Origin of the sequence: Thermomonas aquatica, from assembly GCF_006337105.1 — a bacterium.
Classification (GTDB): Bacteria; Pseudomonadota; Gammaproteobacteria; order Xanthomonadales; family Xanthomonadaceae; genus Thermomonas; species Thermomonas aquatica.
Window position 1 is genome coordinate 44960 of the sequence record NZ_CP040871.1, and the last position, 17836, is coordinate 62795.

At 66.4% G+C, this 17836-nt stretch carries 15 protein-coding genes; all 15 read left to right on the top strand.

The genetic code is table 11. The features are described 5' to 3' along the window. Nucleotides 1-24: 24 nt before the first annotated feature. The 15 genes from FHQ07_RS00240 (at nt 25) to FHQ07_RS00310 (ending at nt 17835) form a co-directional block, all read left to right on the top strand. The gene (locus tag FHQ07_RS00240; RefSeq protein ID WP_168191411.1) at nt 25-1179 is read left to right on the top strand and encodes a glycosyltransferase; all 1155 of its coding nucleotides are present in this window, start codon (nt 25-27) and stop codon (nt 1177-1179) included. Then, on the top strand, nt 1176-2447 hold the full coding sequence (locus tag FHQ07_RS00245) for a glycosyltransferase family 4 protein (protein ID WP_139714747.1): 1272 nt from the start codon (nt 1176-1178) through the stop codon (nt 2445-2447). The genes FHQ07_RS00240 and FHQ07_RS00245 overlap by 4 nt, the downstream gene beginning before the upstream one ends. Then, nucleotides 2444-3370, top strand: a complete 927-nt coding sequence (locus FHQ07_RS00250) for a glycosyltransferase family protein (protein ID WP_139714748.1) — start codon at nt 2444-2446, stop codon at nt 3368-3370. Before FHQ07_RS00245 ends, FHQ07_RS00250 begins: the two co-directional genes overlap by 4 nt. Then, complete coding sequence (locus FHQ07_RS00255; RefSeq protein WP_139714749.1) at nt 3370-4917, top strand: oligosaccharide flippase family protein; 1548 nt, start codon at nt 3370-3372, stop codon at nt 4915-4917. The genes FHQ07_RS00250 and FHQ07_RS00255 overlap by 1 nt, the downstream gene beginning before the upstream one ends. A gap of 26 nt (nt 4918-4943) precedes the next feature. Next, a complete protein-coding gene (locus FHQ07_RS00260) occupies nt 4944-6095 on the top strand; it encodes a glycosyltransferase (RefSeq protein ID WP_168191412.1) in 1152 nt (383 codons plus the stop codon). A 10-nt stretch (nt 6096-6105) separates the two neighbouring features. Beyond that, the gene (locus FHQ07_RS00265) at nt 6106-7053 is read left to right on the top strand and encodes an NAD-dependent epimerase/dehydratase family protein (RefSeq protein ID WP_139714751.1); all 948 of its coding nucleotides are present in this window, start codon (nt 6106-6108) and stop codon (nt 7051-7053) included. 1 nt (nt 7054) lies between these two features. Further along, a complete protein-coding gene (locus FHQ07_RS00270; RefSeq protein WP_139714752.1) occupies nt 7055-8089 on the top strand; it encodes a polysaccharide biosynthesis protein in 1035 nt (344 codons plus the stop codon). 1 nt (nt 8090) lies between these two features. After that, nucleotides 8091-9197 (top strand): UDP-2-acetamido-2,6-beta-L-arabino-hexul-4-ose reductase, encoded by a 1107-nt coding sequence (gene wbjC, locus FHQ07_RS00275; RefSeq protein WP_139714753.1) that lies wholly within the window; start codon nt 8091-8093, stop codon nt 9195-9197. Further along, a complete protein-coding gene (wecB, locus tag FHQ07_RS00280; RefSeq protein ID WP_240703514.1) occupies nt 9194-10348 on the top strand; it encodes a non-hydrolyzing UDP-N-acetylglucosamine 2-epimerase in 1155 nt (384 codons plus the stop codon). The genes wbjC and wecB overlap by 4 nt, the downstream gene beginning before the upstream one ends. Before the next feature lie 70 nt (nt 10349-10418). Then, nucleotides 10419-11111, top strand: a complete 693-nt coding sequence (locus tag FHQ07_RS00285) for a class I SAM-dependent methyltransferase (RefSeq protein WP_139714754.1) — start codon at nt 10419-10421, stop codon at nt 11109-11111. A 124-nt stretch (nt 11112-11235) separates the two neighbouring features. Beyond that, complete coding sequence (asnB, locus tag FHQ07_RS00290; protein WP_168191413.1) at nt 11236-13149, top strand: asparagine synthase (glutamine-hydrolyzing); 1914 nt, start codon at nt 11236-11238, stop codon at nt 13147-13149. Continuing rightward, nucleotides 13115-14344: a glycosyltransferase gene (locus FHQ07_RS00295; RefSeq protein WP_139714756.1), complete on the top strand. Its 1230-nt coding sequence runs from the start codon at nt 13115-13117 to the stop codon at nt 14342-14344. Before asnB ends, FHQ07_RS00295 begins: the two co-directional genes overlap by 35 nt. Nucleotides 14345-14346: 2 nt before the next feature. Next, nucleotides 14347-15486: a glycosyltransferase family 4 protein gene (locus FHQ07_RS00300; protein ID WP_240703515.1), complete on the top strand. Its 1140-nt coding sequence runs from the start codon at nt 14347-14349 to the stop codon at nt 15484-15486. Further along, nucleotides 15476-16651, top strand: coding sequence for a LegC family aminotransferase (locus FHQ07_RS00305; protein ID WP_139714758.1), 1176 nt, complete (start codon nt 15476-15478; stop codon nt 16649-16651). Before FHQ07_RS00300 ends, FHQ07_RS00305 begins: the two co-directional genes overlap by 11 nt. Next, a complete protein-coding gene (locus tag FHQ07_RS00310; protein WP_139714759.1) occupies nt 16648-17835 on the top strand; it encodes a UDP-N-acetylglucosamine 4,6-dehydratase in 1188 nt (395 codons plus the stop codon). Before FHQ07_RS00305 ends, FHQ07_RS00310 begins: the two co-directional genes overlap by 4 nt. Nucleotide 17836 lies beyond the last annotated feature (1 nt).

The window sequence follows — 17836 nt, forward strand, 5'->3', positions numbered from 1 at the left end:
GTGCTCTACGTCGGCGGGTTCGGCTTGCCGGACCGCACCGCGTCGGCGCTGCGTGCGCTGGGCAATGCAGCGGTCTTGCGCGCGGCGGGCTATCGGGTGGTGGTCGCCGGCAAGTTCGCGCAGATTCCGGACCCGGCCAGCCAGCCGCTGCGGGTGCAGGGCTTCGACTGCCATGACATCCGCGAGCCACTGGCCGGCACGCCGCGTCGCGACTACACGCTGACGCCGGCCAACATCGAGGCCCTGCTGGCGCTTGTCGGGCCGGAGCGTGTGGTCGCGGTGATGGCTTACAACTTCCCGGGGTTTGGCTTGGCGCGGTTGATTCGCGTAGCGCACCGGTTGGGTATTCCGGTGATCAACGAGAGTACCGAGTGGTACGGTTGGGAAGGCTTCCGGCCGGTGACCAATGTCCGGCGCATTCTTGAGTCCCGCTGGCGCAACAACGGATTGGTGCGCGAAGCCGGCAACCTTGTATGCGCAACCCGCTGGTCGCAAGCCCGGCATCCGGGCGTCAACGCGCTGGTGTTGCCATTTGCCCTGGATCCCGGATGGGACTGCTGGCAGACGCCACCCAATGAGGACTGGTGCGCGGGTACCGATGCGCTGCGGTTCGTCTATTCCGGAAGCCCGGGCCTCGGGATGCACAAGGATCGCCTGCCGCTGATCGTGCAGGCGCTGGATCGGGTCGCCGGCGATTCCCGCGATTACCGTTTCGCGGTGGTCGGCATGTCCGCGCAGGACTACTTGCGCAGCGTGCCGGCGCATGCCGCGATCCTGCGCAGGCATGCAGGTCGCCTGCGGTTCCTCGGCCGGCGACCGCACCGGGACGCGGTAGGCGTGCTGCGCGCGGCGGATTTTTCGATCTTCGTGCGCGAGCGAAACCGGGTCAGCGAGGTGGGTTTCCCAACCAAATACGCCGAAGCGGTCACTTGCGGGGTCCCGGTGTTCACCAACCGCAGCAGCGATATCGGCGACTACCTGCGCGATGGCGACAACGGGATCCTGCTGCCGGACTGCGGGGCGGATGCGCTGGCGCAGGGCCTGCAACGTGCGTTCGATTTGTCGCGGGCGGAACGGGCCGCGATGAAAGCACGTGTGGCGGCGGACAACCCGTTCGCGGTGCAGGCCTGGGTGCCGCGCATGCGCGCGTTCATGCAGAACCTCAGGATGCCGCGATGACCGGCCCGATGCGCATCCTGTGGTTGGTGAACATCCCCCTGCCGCACGCGGCGGAAGCCCTGGGCCTGCCGCGCACGCCGTTCGGCGGCTGGCTGTCGACCATGACCCGGCGCCTGGCCCGGGTGCCCGGCGTGGAGCTGGGCGTGGCGATGCGTGCGCCCGTCGACGAACTGCAGATCGCGGACGTGGACGGCATTCGCTATTACGCGTTGCCGCAGGTCGGCAAGGGCGCCCTGGACGCGCGTGGCGCGGACTGCGCGGCGGTACTGGCGGATTTCGCACCACACCTGCTGCATGCCGAGGGTTCGGAGATGGCTTACACGCGACGCATGCTGGCCGCATGGCCGGGGCCGCGCTTGCTCAGCCTGCAGGGCGTCATCAACGGGTACGAGGCGTTCGAACTTGGCGCGTTGCGGCCGGGCGCCATGCTGGCTTCGGCGCGTCCGGCACGCATGCTCACGGCGCTGGCACTGCTGCTGAACAAGCGCCTGCGCTTCATGCCCCGTCTTGCCGGCGAGCGTGAAGCCGTAGGCATGGCAGGCCATATCATGGGGCGCACGCCCTGGGATCGCGCGCAAGCCTGGGCGCTGAATCCGCGCGCCCGTTACCACCACTGCAGCCGAACCCTGCGCGATCCGTTCCACCAGCGACGTTGGTCGCTGCAGGGATGCGAGCCGCACACCATCTTCGTTGGCAATGCAGCCGCGCCCCGCAAAGGGGTGCATGTCATGCTGGAGGCGCTTGTCTTGCTGCGCCGGGAGTTCCCGAAGGCGCGACTGGTGGTGGCGGGCCAGTCGCCGTTCGAAGGTGGCCGCGCATTGCGTCGCTGGGTGGGCTACCCGGCTTACCTGAGAGGCCGGATTGCCGAATTGGGCCTCGCCGATGCGTTGGAATTCACGGGACTGCTCGATGCAGCGGGAATGGCCCACCGCATGGCACGCTGCCAGGTCTATGCGATGACCTCGTTGATCGAAAACAGCCCCAACACCCTGGGCGAAGCGATGATGCTGGGCATGCCCTGCGTGAGCGCCTACGCCGGCGGCGCCCCGGGCATGGCGCGCGATGAACATGAGGCCTTGTTCTATCGCGCAGAAGATCCGGTAACGCTCGCCTGGCAGTTGAAGCGCGTGTTCGACGACGGCGCATTGGCGCAGGCGCTGGGCGAGGCGGCGCGCGCGCGCGCCATGCAGACTCACGATCCGGAGGCGAACCTGGACGACCTCCTACGCGCCTATCGCGCCATCCTGCAGCCGGAGCGCACGCCATGACGCGCGTACCGGCCCCCGTGGTGGTGTTCGCCTACAACCGCCCGGTTCACTTGCAACGCACCCTGGACGCATTGGCAGCCTGCCGCCTGGCGGACCAGACCGAGGTGTTCGCCTTCGCAGACGGGCCACGCAACGCCGCCGCCGCGACGGCCATCCGGCAGGTCCGCGAGGTGCTGGCGCAGGAAGCGACGCGGGGGCGCTTCGCCGGTTTCCATATTGACGCCTCCGAGGCCAATCGCGGATTGGCGAACTCCATCATCCGAGGGGTCGGCAGCGTGATCGAGCGCCACGGCCGGGCGATCGTGCTGGAGGACGACCTGCTGGTGACGGCGGACTTCCTGGTGTTCATGAACGATTGCCTGGACTACTACGCGGAAGATGCTTCCGTGGGTGCGGTCACCGGATTTTGTCCATTGGAGTCGATGCCTGCTGGTTTTCGGGGCGATGTCTTCATGGCGATGCGCAATGCCAGCCACAGCTGGGGCACGTGGAGGCGGGTTTGGGATGGTGTCGATTGGTCCGCTGCCGGCAAGCAGCGCCTGGACCGCAAGTGGGCGGTGCGCCGCGAATTCAACCGCGAGGGCAACGATCGCTACGACCGCTTGCGGCGGCAGATGGCGGGGAAGATCGACTCGTGGTCGATCCGCTTCGGCCTGTCCCTGTTCTTGCGCGGATTGGGGACGGTCTATCCCGCGGTGAATCGGGTCGGCAACACCGGCTACGACGGTAGCGGGGTGCATTGCGGCAGTGGGACGCCGATGAACGAGCGTATTGCGGAATCCGACTACACATTGCGCAAGGTCGCGTTGGACCCTGCCATCCAGCAGGCGTTTCATCGCACCTATTCCGGTCCCTTGCGTGGGCGCCTGCTGCGCGATGCATTGGCACGCTGGCCACGCTTGGCGGGTTGGTTGGGACGTTGATGCACGGCGGCCACGGCCTGGGTGACGCTGCCCATCGCGCGCGCCAGCGCAGGCTGGGCGGGATGCTGGCGTATCTGCAGATCGCCCTGAACATCGGGATTGCGCTGGCGTACACGCCCTTCATGGTGCGCACGCTGGGCCAGGCCGACTACGGCCTGTTCGCGATTGCCGGCGCCATGGCCTCCTACCTCGTGATCCTGGACATGGGCCTGGCCGATTCGGTGGTCAGGCGGCTGGTGGGACTTCATGGCAAGGACGACCGCCAGGGTGAGCGCGACTTCCTCGGCTCGATGGTCTCGCTCTATGGCGTGCTGGGCCTGATGATCCTCGGCGCGGCGGCCATCGCGATCGCGTGCGTGCCGATGCTGTTCGGCGGCACCATGGCGCCCGACGCACTGAGCACCCTGCAGACCATGCTGGTTCCGTTGGGCATCAGCACCGCGGTGGTGGTGGCCGGCAACCCGCTCAATGCCACCCTGGTGGCGCACGAACGCTTCGTGTTCCTGCGGTCGCTGGAGATGGCCACGGTCGTGCTGGTGACCCTCGGCAACGTCGCCGCCTTGCTGCTGGGTGGCGGTGTGCTGTCGGTCGTGGTGGTCGCCAGCAGCGGCGCCATGCTGGCTACGCTTTGCAAATGGCTGATGGTGCGCGGCGGTTTGCGGCTTCCACTCGCGGCAAGGCACGTGGATCGGACGCAGCTCACCGGCATGTCGTCGTATGCCGCCCCGATCTTCGTGTCGATGCTGGTCGAGCAGATCTTCTGGAAACTCGACAACATCCTGATCGGCGCCCGCCTGGGGGCGGCGGCGGTGGCGGTTTACGCGATCGGGGTGATGTTCAACAAGTACTTCATGGCGTTCGCCACCGCGATCTCTCGGGTGATGATGCCGGACCTGGTGCGGCGCATCGATGCCGGCAGCGATACGACCGAACTGACCGGGCGATTGGTCGAGGTGTCCCGCTGGCAGGCCTTCGTGCTGATGCTCGTGTTGTCGGGGTTGGTGCTGTTCGGCGAGCATTTCATCCGCACCTGGATGGGGCCCGGATACGAGCTGTCGTACTGGGTGCTGGTGTGCACCCTGGGGCCGTATGCCTTCGAGTTGATCGGCAACGTCCGCAACGTGGTGCTGCAGGTCAAGGGCTTGTACTGGTGGCGGGCCGGCATCTTTCTGGCCGCGGCGCTGGTGAACATCCCGGCCACGCTGCTGGCCATGCGGCACTGGGGCATCGTCGGGGCTGCGGTGTGTACCGGTGGCGGCATCCTCGCGGCCTACATTGGCGTTGCCTGGGTGCTCTCGAGCAAGGCCGGTATCCCGGTATTCGGTTATCTGCGCGGCGTGTGGAAGGGCATCGCACCGGCGCTGTTGCTCAGCCTCCCCGTCGGGTGGGTGCTGCACCTTGGCTTGCCTGCGCAGGGTTGGTTTGCGCTGGCGCTGAAGATCGCGGTGTATACGCTGGTCTATCTCGGCCTGATGTGGGCGATCGCCCTGAATGGCGTTGAGCGCATGCAGGTCCGAGGCGTTTTGGCGGGCGGGCGACGCGGATGAGTGAGCCCCGGCCCTGGATTGCCTATGTGGGTCCGTTCCCCTATCCGGCAGGCGGCGCGGCGTCGCGGCGCGTGCTGGGCATGGCCCAGAGCATTGCGCAGTCGGGTCATGACGTGGTGGTGGCCAGTGGGTCGGGGTCATCGGAAGCGGACGCGGGAGTCCTGGTGCCGCAAGGGGACGGCATCGCCTACTGCCTGCTGCCGGAGCGAACCGCGGAACACTGGCCGCGTCCGTTGCGTCGCTTCCGCTACGCATGGATGGGCGAGCGCACCGTGGCGTGGCTGGCCTCGCGACCGACGCTGCCGCAGGCGGTCGTGCTCTACAGCGGTTACACGCCGTACCTGCAGCGCCTGCTGCCGTGGTGTCACCGCAATGGTGTACGCCTGCTGTTCGATGCAGTGGAATGGTACGAGCCCGCGCATCCATCGGGTTACCTCACATCGCCCTACCAATGGAACATCGAATGGGCGATGCGCCGCCTGGTACCGAAGGTCGATGCCGTGATCGCGATCAGTCGCTACCTGGCCGACTATTACCGGGCGCGCGGCCTTCCGGTGGAGATCGTGCCGCCGACCACCGGGGCGATCGCGCCGGGTCCATGGCAGCCGGATCCTGCATTGCGCCTGTGCTACGCCGGCAACCCCGGCTACAAGGACGACCTGGGGGCGGTGCTGCGGGCCGTGGCCGCGCTGGCGGGGCAGGGCGCCGCGATCCATCTGACGGTCGCCGGGCCCGCGCGCCAGGACGTGCTGCGCCTCCTCGGCGCGCCGCACGAGCGGGAGATTCCCTGGTTGCGCACGCCCGGCATGCTGGCGCACGGGGACGTGCAGCGGCTGGTGGGCAGCACGGATTTCAGTATCCTTGTCCGGCAGCCATGTCGCACGTCGCAGGCGGGCTTCCCGACCAAGTTCGTCGAAAGCTTCGCGTGCGGGACGCCGGTCATCGCCAACCTCACCAGCGACCTGCACCTGCACCTGCGGGACGGGGAGACGGGGCTGGTGTGCGACGGGCCCGATGCCGTAGCCATTGCAGCGACGCTGGAGCGCGCCCTGGCGATGGATGCGTCGGTGCTGCGCCGGATGCGCGCTGCCTGCATCGGCCATGCATCCACCGCGTTCCATCCCTCGGGTTACGCGACGGCCCTGCACGACCTGCTCCAGCACCAGACGCACCAATGAAGGAAGACGAATGCAAGCGTTGATAACCGGCGGCGCCGGGTTCATCGGATCGAACATCGCCAGGGCATTGACCGCAGAGGGTTGGGGCGTGCGCGTGCTGGACGACCTGTCGTCCGGATACCGCGCCAACCTGGACGGACTGCCGGTCGACTTCCGCCACGGCGATGTGCGCGATCCGCTGGCGGTGGCGGATGCCGTTGCCGGTTGCGACGTAGTGTTCCACCTTGCGGCGTCGGTGGGCAACAAGCGGTCGATCGATGATCCGATCGGCGATGCCTCGATCAACGTCATCGGAACCCTGCAGGTGCTGGAAGCCGCGCGCCGGTCCGGCGTGCGCAAGATCGTGGTGTCCTCGTCCGCCGGCATCTACGGCGAACTGCGCACCGTGCCGATCCATGAAAGCCATCCGCTGGATCCGCTGACCCCGTACGGCGCGTCGAAGCTGTGCATGGAGAAGCAATGCCTGGCTTATGCGGCCACGCATGGCATCGAGGCCGTGGCCCTGCGCTACTTCAACGTCTACGGGCCGAACCAGCGATTCGATGCTTATGGCAATGTCATTCCGATATTTGTCTTCAATGCCTTGCAGGGGCGTCCGATCACGATTTTCGGTGACGGCATGCAGACCCGCGACTTCGTCAACGTCGCGGACGTCGTGCAGGCGAACATCAAGGCTGCGACGGCACCCGGCGTCACCGGCGCATTCAACATCGCCAGCGCCTCTCAGACGCGGATCCTCGATCTCGCAGTTGCCGTTAAGGACGGGCTTGGCGTGCCGGTCGATATCGAGTTCGGTCCGCTGCGAGCCGGGGACGTGGAGCACAGCCTTGCCGACATCGAGGCCGCATCCAATGCGTTCGGCTACCAGCCTGCCATCACGATGGAAGACGGGTTGCCCGAATACCTGGCCTGGGCCAGGGGCGAGGCCCCGCGTACCGGCACGTCCCAAGGAAATTGACATGTTCGAAAACAAGACGCTCCTGGTCAGCGGCGGCACCGGCTCCTTCGGCAACGCTGTGCTGCGCCGGTTCCTGCAAACCGGCATCGGTGAAGTCCGCATCCTCAGCCGCGACGAGAAGAAGCAGGACGACATGCGCAAGCGCCATGCGTCGGGAAAGCTGAAGTTCTACATCGGCGACGTGCGCGACCCGGCCAGCGTGATGAACGCGATGCGCGGGGTGGATTACGTGTTCCATGCGGCGGCGCTCAAGCAGGTGCCTTCCTGCGAGTTCCACCCGATGGAAGCGGTGAAGACCAATGTCATCGGTACCGAGAATGCCACCGAGGCCGCGATCCAGTGCGGCGTGAAGCGCATGATCTGCCTGAGTACCGACAAGGCGGTGTATCCGATCAACGCCATGGGCATTTCCAAGGCGATGATGGAGAAGGTGTTCGTGGCCAAGTCGCGCAACGTCGATCCGGCGAAGACCACGATCTGCGGCACCCGCTACGGCAACGTCATGGCTTCGCGGGGGTCGGTGATCCCGTTGTTCGTCAACCAGATCAACGCCGGCACGCCGATCACCATCACCGACCCGGAAATGACCCGGTTCATGATGACCCTGGACGACGCGGTGGACCTGGTGCTGTACGCCTTCGAGCACGGCAACAGCGGCGACATCTTCGTGCAGAAGGCGCCGGCGGCGACCATGCACACGCTGGCCCGTGCGCTGACCGAGCTGCTCGGCAAGCCGGACCATCCCATCCAGATCATCGGCACCCGCCATGGCGAGAAGAAGCACGAAACCCTGCTCAGTCGTGAGGAAATGGCCCACGCCGAAGACCTCCCCGGCTATTTTCGCGTCCCGCCGGACCTGCGCGACCTGAACTACGGCAAGTACGTGGAGCAGGGCGAGAAGCGCATCAGCGAGGCGGAGGACTACACCTCGGCCAATACCGAGCGACTGGACGTGGACGGGATGAAGGCGCTGTTGATGAAACTCGACTTCATCCGTGACCTGGTCGCCGGCCGTCCGGCCGTGCCGGTGGATTGACATGAAGGTCCTGGTCACCGGTGCCGACGGCTTCATCGGCAGGAACCTGCGCGTCGCCCTGGGCGAACGCGAAGGCTTCGAGGTATTGCCGGTCACGCGCGCCAGCAGCGAGGCCGACCTGGCCGCGGCCGCCGCGGGCGCGGACGCCGTCATCCACCTGGCAGGCGTCAACCGGCCAACGGATCCCGTCGAGTTCGCGACCGGCAATGCCGACTTCACTGCGCGCCTGTGCGCATTGCTGTCGGCCACCGGGCGCGCCATCCCGGTCGCGTTCGCCTCGTCGATCCAGGCGGCGCGCGACAACGCCTACGGCGCCAGCAAGCGCGCCGCGGAAGCGCATCTCGCGGCGTACGGCGAGGCCACCGGGGCAAGCGTCGCGCTGTACCGCTTCGCCAACGTGTTCGGCAAGTGGAGCCGACCCGATTACAACTCCGCGGTGGCCACCTTCTGCCACAACATCGCCCGCGGCCTGCCGATCCGCATCGACGATCCATCGGTGCCGTTGCGGCTGATCTACATCGACGACGTGGTGGCCGAGCTGCTGCGATTCCTCGCCGATCCGGGGCAGGGCGTGCGCTTCCCTGAGCCCGGTCCGGTGCATGCCACGACCGTGGGCGAACTGGCACGGCAGGTCGAGGCCTTTCGGGACGTGCGCAGCACCCTGGTCAGCGAGCGCGTGGGCACCGGGCTGGTGCGGGCGCTGTACGCGACCTATGTGAGCTTCCTCCCGCCCGGGTCGTTCAGCTACCCGGTGCCGATGCACGGCGATGCACGCGGCGTGTTCGTGGAAATGCTGAAGACGCCGGACTGCGGGCAGTTCTCGTTCTTCACCGCGCATCCCGGCGTGACCCGCGGCGGCCATTACCACCACACCAAGACCGAGAAGTTCCTGGTGATCAAGGGTCGCGCGCGGTATCGCTTCCGCGAGCTGCTCACCGACCAGACCTTCGAGGTCGAGAGCGACGGCGGCACCGCGCTGGTGGTCGAGACCATCCCCGGCTGGGCGCACGACATCACCAACATCGGCGACGACGAACTGGTGGTGATGCTGTGGGCGAACGAGATCTTCGACCGGCAACGACCCGACACGGTGGCGAGCAAGGTATGAACGAACACGTCATGGCCCGGCGCAAGCTGAAGGTCGCCACCATTGTCGGCACCCGCCCGGAGATCATCCGGCTGTCGCGGGTGATCGCAGCGCTGGATGCCCATTGCGACAACGTCCTGGTGCACACCGGCCAGAACTACGACTACGAACTCAACGGGATCTTCTTCGACGACCTCGGCATCCGTCGGCCCGACGTGTTCCTGGAGGCGGCCGGCGCCACCGGTGCGGAGACCATCGGCAAGGTCATCATCGCCGCCGACCGGGCGCTGGCCGACATCCAGCCGGACGCGGTGCTGGTGCTGGGCGACACCAACAGCTGCCTGGCGGTGATCCCGGCCAAGCGCCGCAAGATCCCGATCTTCCACATGGAAGCCGGCAACCGCTGCTTCGACATGCGGGTGCCAGAGGAGATCAACCGGCGGATCGTCGACCACACCGCCGACATCAACCTGACCTACAGCGACATCGCCCGCGAATACCTGCTGGCCGAAGGCCTGCCGCCCGACAGGATCATCAAGACAGGCAGCCCGATGTGCGAGGTGCTGGCGCACTACGCGCCCAGGATCGCGGCATCCGATGCGCTCGACCGCCTGGGCCTGCGGCCCGGCGGCTACTTCCTGGTCAGCGCGCACCGCGAGGAGAACATCGAGTCCGACCGCAACTTCGGGGGCCTCGTTGAGGCGCTCAACGCGGTGGCCGCCGCCTACGACCTGCCGGTGGTGGTCTCCACGCACCCGCGCACCCGCAAGCGCATCGACGCGCTGGCCATCAGCCTCGACGCCCGCGTGCAACTGCTCAAGCCGCTTGGCTTCAGCGACTACGTGCGCCTGCAGATGGATGCCAAGGCGGTGTTGTCCGACAGCGGGACGATCAGCGAGGAAGCCTCGATCCTGAACTTCCGCGCGCTCAACCTGCGCGAGGCGCACGAGCGGCCGGAAGCGATGGAGGAGGGCGCGGTGATGATGGTCGGCATGAACGTCGAGCGGGTGATGCAGGGGCTGGCGGTCCTGGAGTCGCAGCCCGTCGGCGACGAGCGGATGCTGCGCCAGGTGGCGGACTACTCGATGCCGAACGTGTCCGACAAGGTGGTACGGATCCTCCACAGCTACGTGGATTACGTGAACCAGGTAGTGTGGAAGAAGTGGGGATGAGCGGGATGCGAACCATGCCCGGCAGGCGCTGGCTACCCACTATTTCCATTTTGATCGGAAGCGCAAACGAATGAACAGCCAAGACTTGATTACTTCCCACTACGACTACGAGTATTTCTATCGCTCGCAACGGGCGACCGGTGAGATCGGCGGCAGAGCGAACCTCTTCAAGTTTCAACCATACATAAAATCCAGTGACGACGTGCTCGACTTCGGCTCTGGTGGAGGGTTCTTGCTCAACAACATTTCATGCGCAACCAAGACTGGTGTCGAGCTGAATCCGCACGCCAGGCGCTACTGTGAGGAAAACCACGGCTTCAAGGTGCATGCTTCGCTCGACGAGGTCGAGGATGGTCGTTTCGATGTGGTCATAAGCAATCACTGCATCGAACATGTCAAAGATCCGTATCACACCATCGAGAAACTAAAGGGGAAGCTGAGGCCCGGTGGCAGGATCGTGATCTGTGTTCCGATCGATTCTTATTCTTACAGATGGGTTCCGAATGACGTCTGCAATCACCTGTACAGCTTTAGCCCAATGAACCTCGGAAATATCCTTCAGGGCGCAGGCTTTACATGCATAGAATCCCGAGCGTTACTGCATAAGTGGGTGCCCAAATATCGGATGTTCATTCGCCTATTCGGGTTCAAGATATTTCATTGGTTGAGTTACCTTTACGGGAATTTCATTTACAACACGTTGCCTATACGCAGAAAGACCAAATGGAACCAGGTGCTCGCCACCGGACTGAAAGAAGCATGACTGGAACAGACCGGCTGGGGCATTTGGAATAGTGGCCATTGCCTCGCAATCCCAATGCGACGAGCGCACGAGCGATCCTTGAATGTGCGGGATCGCTGGCGCCTTTCATTCCGATCGCCTGTCCGTGCCGGCCATCCGCGCCGTGCGCAGGATGCAGGGCGCGCTGGCGAGGCGCGGGCCTGACGGCGAAGGCTGGTTCCAGGACCGGCGCGTCGCGCTGGCGCATCGCCGACTGAGCATCATCGATCTGTCGGGCGGCGCCCAGCCGCTGTGCGGGCAGGATCCCGCAGTTGTCGCCATCGTCAACGGCGAGATCTACAACTACATCGAACTTCGACAGGAACTGGTGGCCGCGGGCGCGGGCCTGCGCACCCGCAGCGACAGCGAGGTCATGCCGTTCCTTTACGAGCGCGAGGGCGACGCGTTCGTGCACCGGTTGCGCGGCGCCTATGCCGCCGCGATCTGGGACGGCCGGCGGCAGCGCTTGCTGCTGCTGCGCGACCGCCTTGGCGAAAAGCCGCTCCTCTACGCCGCCGGCGATGACGGCACGGTGTATTTCGCCTCCGAAATCGCCGCGCTGGTCGCCTCCGGCACGATTCCAGTGGAGCCGGATCCCGAGGCGATCAATCGCTATTTCCATTTCCGTTTCGTGCCGGAACCGGCCACTCCGCTGCGTGGCGTGCGCAAGCTCCAAGCAGGCCATCTGCTGGCGCTTTCCCCCGAATCACCCTGGCCCGTCCCGCAACGCTATTGGAATGTTTCGGCGGTCCCCTCGCTGAGCGGGAACCCGGTGGAAATCGTGCGCGCGGACCTGGAGGACATCGGTCGCATCATCGTCCGCTCCGACGTGCCGGTGGGCGTGGCGCTGAGCGGCGGCCTCGATTCCAGCGTGGTCGCCAGCCTCGCCGCGCGCTACTCGGCGCAGCAGGTCACCGCGTTCAGCGTCGGCTACGAGGGCAGGCCCGCGTACGATGAGCGTCGCGATGCCGGCGCGTTTGCCGCCCACCTGGGCATCGGCATGGTGGAAGTAGAGCTCGCCGCGGGCGACGTGGTCTCCGGCTTCGAAGGGCTGGTCGCGGACATGGGCGAGCCGATCGCCGATGCCGCCGGTTCCAGCTACCGCGCGGTGATGCGTGCCGCGCGCGATGCCGGGGTCAAGGTGATGTTCCAGGGCCAGGGCGCCGATGAGCTGTTCTGGAGCTATGGCTGGATGCGCCAGGCGCTGGCGGAGAACCGGGCGCGCGAAGCAGGACCCGGTGCAGCGGCCACCCTGGCGAGCAGCCTGCGCAGCAAGGTACGCCTGCCCGCGCGTTTCGTGTCGCGTACGCTGGCGCAATGGGCGGTGGAGGGCGGCGGTCTTGTCGATGCGTTGTCGATGTATCGTCGCCTGCGCCAGCACGACCCGGGGCAGGTGCTGTTCTGGGACGTTGCAAGGCCCATGGATCGCATTGCCGCGGCGGTGGCGGACCTCGCGGGCGATGCGATGCGCCCGCTGGCGACGCTCAAGCAGGCGCGCATGGCATTCCACGGCCGTGTGCCGGGCGAATCCTGGGAACGGGCCTTGGTGCGCCACATCCTGGCGACCTACCTGCTCGAGAATGGCATCTCGCAGGCCGACCGCTACAGCATGGCGGCAGGCGTGGAAGCGCGGTTGCCCTTCGTGGACTACCGGCTGGTCGAACACGCGGTGGGGCTCAACGACACCCAGGCGGATGCGGTGGCACCCGGCAAGCGCTGGCTGCGTGCCGCCGTGGCCCAGGACATCCCGGAGTGGGTGCTGAATCGCCCCAAGCGTGGATTCTCGCCGCCGACGCGCGAGTGGGTGGCGGCGCTGGTGCGCGCCCGCGGCGAATCGCTGGTCGGCGGTGCGATGGTCGCAGCCGGCCTGCTTTCGGAACGGGGTGCGCGTTCGCTGGCGCATCCGTCCGGCCGTTTCGATCGTGGCCTGCGCGACCAGCTTGCCTATCAGGCACTCGTTCTCGAGCAGTGGTTCGGCGGAATGCGTGCCTTGGCGGCAGGAGCCCGCGATGCAGTCTGAAACTACGCCAGGGCAGGCACCGCGGATCCTCCTGCACTATCCCGTCCTCAATACCGGCGGAGCGGAGCATTCCACGCTGCGCCTGCTTTCGGCGCTGGTCGATCGGGGGTGCGAAGTGCACCTGGTACTGACCACGCGAGGAGGGACGCTTGAGCCACAGGTCGATCCGCGGGTGGTCGTGCATCACCTGCGCCACGGGGCGGCCGAGCTGCCGAACCGCCTGGCGGGCATCGCCGATGCGTTCCGCTACCTGCGCGGGATCGCGGCCTGGTGCCGTGGCAGGGTCCAGCAAGCATGGCGGTCGCGGCGCTTCCACGCGATGGCGTTCGATGCCGCCATCGTCGGTCTGCACGGGACCTCGCCTGCGTTCGTATGCCGGCATGTTCGCGCCGCCACGCGGCTGGTCATGGTCAGGAGCGACGCAGCCGATGACCCGCGGGGCCGCCTGCGCCGCAATATCGCGCGCTTCGCCGACGCCATCGACGCGTACGTCTGCGTCTCTGGCGCGGTACGGGCGTCGCTGCTGGCGCGTTTCCCGCACCTGGCGCCGAAGGCCGTCCGCATCTACAACCTGATCCAGCCCGAAGGCATGCGCGCGCGCGCCGCGGAGGCACCGGATCCGTTCGGCGTCGCCGGTGATCAAGTTGGCCCGCGGGTCCTCAGCGTCTGCCGCCTGCAGGAATCGCAGAAGGCCTTGCTGCGCATGGTCGAGGTGCACCAGCGGTTGCTGGATGCCGGCATTCGGCACGAATGGCATGTGCTGGGCGATGGTCCGGACCGCTTCCTGCTGGAACGCGCAATCGCGGAGCGCGGCGCCTCAGGCACCTTCATCCTGCATGGGGCCGTGGCCAATCCATTCGCCTGGTATGCGCACGCCGACCTGGTGGCGGTGTTGTCCTATATCGAAGGACTGAGTGGGGTCGTCAACGAGGCGCGCGTGCTGGAGCGCCCGATCATCGCGACCCGCTTCGCGGGCGTCGAGGAACAGATCGAAAGCGGGGTCAACGGCCTGATCGTGGAGCAGGAGACGGATGCCATCGTGTCGGGGATGCGTCGCCTGCTCCTGGACCCGGCGCTGCGGTCGCGCCTGGCGGCGGGAGGGTATCCCGACGCGCTGATGGACGATGGCGCAAAGATCGACGCGCTGTTGGCCTTGGTCGAGACGCCACGGGCTGCGGACGGGTCGCGGCGGTGAGGGTGCTGTTGCTGGCCGGGTTCGCGGCGTCGGTGGTGCGTTTCCGCGGCGACCTGATTCGCGCGATGCAGGCATGCGGCTGCGAGGTGCACGTGGCGGCGCCGGGGTTGTCCGCCTGCCGCGAGGTCGCCGAAGCGTTGTCGCGCATGGGCGTGCGCATGCACGACACACCCCTCGGGCGGACCGGGACCAGCATCCCTGCGGACCTCGCCTACTTGTTCCGCAGTTGGCGCCTGATGCGGCGGGTCAGGCCCGCGGCCACGCTGGCGTATACCGCCAAGCCCGTCATCTACGGGACCTTGGCGGCCTGGGTTGCCGGCGTGCCGTACCGCTACGCCCTCGTCACCGGGCTCGGGTTCGCCTTCACCGCTGGTCGCCGCGGGATGCTCACGCAGGTGGTCGCTTTCCTGTACCGGATCGCACTGGTGCGGGCACGCCTGGTGTTCTTCCAGAATCCGGATGACCAACGCCTGTTCCGAGCGCGGGGCCTGCTCCTCTCCTCGACGCCGTCGGTGGTGGTGGATGGCTCGGGCGTCGACGTCGCTTCTTACGCTGCCACCCCGCTGCCGACGGGGTCCCCGGTCTTCCTGATGATCGGTCGCCTGATCGGCGACAAGGGCGTCCGCGAATACGCGGAGGCCGCCCGGTGCGTCAAGCTGCGGTTTCCCGCCGCGCGCTTCCGGTTGGCGGGCTGGATCGACGCCAACCCGGATGCGATCGCACCGGAAGAACTGGACGCCTGGGTCGCGGACGGCACCATCGAGTTCCTGGGCAGGCTGGAAGATGTCCGGCCCGCCATCGCCGCGGCCACGGCGTACGTGCTCCCGTCCTATCGCGAGGGAACCCCGCGCACGGTGCTGGAGGCGATGGCCATGGGCCGCCCCATCATCACCACGGATGCGCCTGGCTGCCGGGAAACCGTGATCGACGGGGAGAACGGCTTCCTGGTGCCGGTCGGTTCCGTCGACGCGCTGGTCGAGTCCATGGTGAAATTCATCGGAGACCCGGCGCTCGCCCCGCGAATGGGTGAACGCTCGCGGGGAATCGCGGAGGAGAAGTACGACGTGCACAAGGTCAACGCCGTGATGCTGCGTGAGATGGGCATTGCCCCCCCGCAGAGTGGTGCGCCTCATGCAGGCTGACGATTCGTTCCCTGCGCTGGTTGCGCACGTCAGGGCGCTCTACGGGGAGGGCTTCATCCCCCTCCATCGCCCCGTCTTCGAGGGCAACGAGCGCCGGTACCTGGTCGACTGCATCGACTCCAACTTCGTCTCGTCGGTGGGAGCGAAGGTCGCCGAGTTCGAGCAGCAGGTTGCCGCCTTCACCGGCGCGAAATACGCGATTGCCACCGTCAACGGGACCGCAGCGCTGCACGTGGCGCTGCAGTTGGCCAGGGTGCAGCGTGGCGACGAGGTGATCAGCCAGGCGCTGACTTTCGTCGCCACCTGCAATGCGCTGCGTTATGCCGGTGCCGATGCGGTCTTCATCGACGTGGATCTGGATACCTTGGGGCTGAGTCCGCTAGCGCTGCGCCGCTGGCTGTCGGCCAATGCGGAGGTTCGCGAAGGACGGGCATTCAACCGCACGACCGGCCGCCGCATCGCCGCCTGCGTGCCGATGCACACCTTCGGGTTCCCGCTGCGGATCGCGGAGGTGGTCGCCGTTTGCGATGAATACGGCATTCCCGTCGTGGAGGACGCGGCCGAATCGCTCGGCAGCTACGTCGGTGGTCGCCACACCGGCACCTTCGGCAAGCTGGCCACGCTCAGTTTCAACGGGAACAAGACCATCACCACCGGTGGCGGCGGCATGATCGTCACCGATGATGAGGTGCTGGCAAGGCGCGCCAAGCACATCACCACCACCGCCAAGATCCCGCATCCGTACGAGTTCGTGCACGACGAGGTGGGCTACAACTATCGCCTGCCCAACCTCAACGCCGCGCTTGGGTGCGCGCAGATGGAACGGTTGCCGGAGATGTTGGCCGCCAAGGCTGAGGTGGCACGCCGCTACGCCGGGTTCTTCGAAGCCAGCGGTGTCCGCTTCGTGCAGCCCATCGAGGGAGCGACAGCCAATCGGTGGCTCAATGCCATCGTGCTGCACGACCAGGCGCAGCGTGATGCACTTCTGGAATACACGAATGCGCAGGGCGTGATGACCCGACCGATCTGGCGGCTGATGTCGCGCCTCGACATGTTCAAGCATTGCCAGCACGACGGGCTGGAGAACTCGCAGTGGCTGGAGGCGCGGGTGGTGAATTTGCCATCCAGCGTTCCGGATGGCGCCATGCGGAAATTCCAGGGATGAACGTGTTGCAGCTGATCGGGCGCGAGCGTCCGTTGTTCGAGGACGATATCCGGGCCCACGAGGTGGAACTCTCCGCGATGGTGAGTGGAGGCCGCTTCCTGGTCATCGGCGGCGCGGGTTCGATCGGCCAGGCGGTGACTCGCGAGATCTTCAAGCGCAAGCCGCGTGCGCTGCACGTGGTGGACATCAGCGAGAACAACATGGTCGAGCTGGTGCGGGACATCCGCAGCACGCTGGGCTACATCGAAGGCGACTTCCGCACTTTCGCCATCGACTGCGGTTCCCGCGGGTTCGCCGCGTTGATGGCGGCCGGGCAGGGCTACGACCATGTGCTGAACCTGTCCGCACTCAAGCACGTCCGCAGCGAGAAGGACCCGTTCACCCTGATGCGGATGATCGAGGTCAACGTGCTCAACACGATCTCGACCGTTGCCCAAGCGCAGGCGGGCGGGGCGCGCAAGTATTTCTGCGTGTCCACCGACAAGGCGGCCAACCCGGTCAACATGATGGGCGCCAGCAAGCGGATCATGGAGATGTTCCTGATGCGCGCAAGCGAGTCGCTGCCCATCTCCACCGCGCGCTTCGCCAATGTGGCCTTCTCCGACGGGTCGCTGCTGCACGGCTTCAACCAGCGCTTCGCCAAACGCCAGCCGATCTCCGCGCCCAACGACGTGCGCCGTTACTTCGTCACCCCGCAGGAGTCCGGCGAACTGTGCCTGAGCTCCTGCCTGTTGGGCGACAACCGCGATATCTTCTTCCCCCAGCTGAGCGCGCAACTGGACCTGACCCGCTTTTCCGACATCGCCGTGCGCTACCTGCAGTCCCTGGGCTTCGAGCCCTTCGAATGCGCCAGCGAAGGCGAGGCGCGGGACCGTGCCGCGGAGTTGATCGCGCGCAAGCAATGGCCGGTGTATTTCTTCGCCAGCGACACCACCGGCGAGAAGGATTTCGAAGAGTTCTACACCGGGGCCGAAGCGCTGGAATTGGACCGCTTCGAAGCCATCGGCGTGATCCGGAACGAAGCGGTGTACGACGGGGAAAAGCTGGACTACTTCCTGGCCACCATCGAGCGCCTGCGCGCCCAGCCCACCTGGGACAAGCCGGAATTGGTGGAGCTGTTCAACCACATGATCCCGGAGTTCCGGCACAAGGACACCGGCAAGTACCTCGACGGGCGGATGTAGG

What these genes read in the sequence shown, in the direction of transcription:
- FHQ07_RS00255 (WP_139714749.1), top strand. Translation starts at nt 3,370, where the DNA reads ATGCACGGCGGCCACGGCCTGGGTGACGCTGCCCATCGCGCGCGCCAG.
- FHQ07_RS00245 (WP_139714747.1), top strand. Translation starts at nt 1,176, where the DNA reads ATGACCGGCCCGATGCGCATCCTGTGGTTGGTGAACATCCCCCTGCCG.
- wbjC (WP_139714753.1), top strand. Translation starts at nt 8,091, where the DNA reads ATGAAGGTCCTGGTCACCGGTGCCGACGGCTTCATCGGCAGGAACCTG.
- FHQ07_RS00285 (WP_139714754.1), top strand. Translation starts at nt 10,419, where the DNA reads ATGAACAGCCAAGACTTGATTACTTCCCACTACGACTACGAGTATTTC.
- wecB (WP_240703514.1), top strand. Translation starts at nt 9,194, where the DNA reads ATGAACGAACACGTCATGGCCCGGCGCAAGCTGAAGGTCGCCACCATT.
- FHQ07_RS00265 (WP_139714751.1), top strand. Translation starts at nt 6,106, where the DNA reads ATGCAAGCGTTGATAACCGGCGGCGCCGGGTTCATCGGATCGAACATC.
- FHQ07_RS00305 (WP_139714758.1), top strand. Translation starts at nt 15,476, where the DNA reads ATGCAGGCTGACGATTCGTTCCCTGCGCTGGTTGCGCACGTCAGGGCG.
- FHQ07_RS00250 (WP_139714748.1), top strand. Translation starts at nt 2,444, where the DNA reads ATGACGCGCGTACCGGCCCCCGTGGTGGTGTTCGCCTACAACCGCCCG.
- FHQ07_RS00270 (WP_139714752.1), top strand. Translation starts at nt 7,055, where the DNA reads ATGTTCGAAAACAAGACGCTCCTGGTCAGCGGCGGCACCGGCTCCTTC.
- FHQ07_RS00310 (WP_139714759.1), top strand. Translation starts at nt 16,648, where the DNA reads ATGAACGTGTTGCAGCTGATCGGGCGCGAGCGTCCGTTGTTCGAGGAC.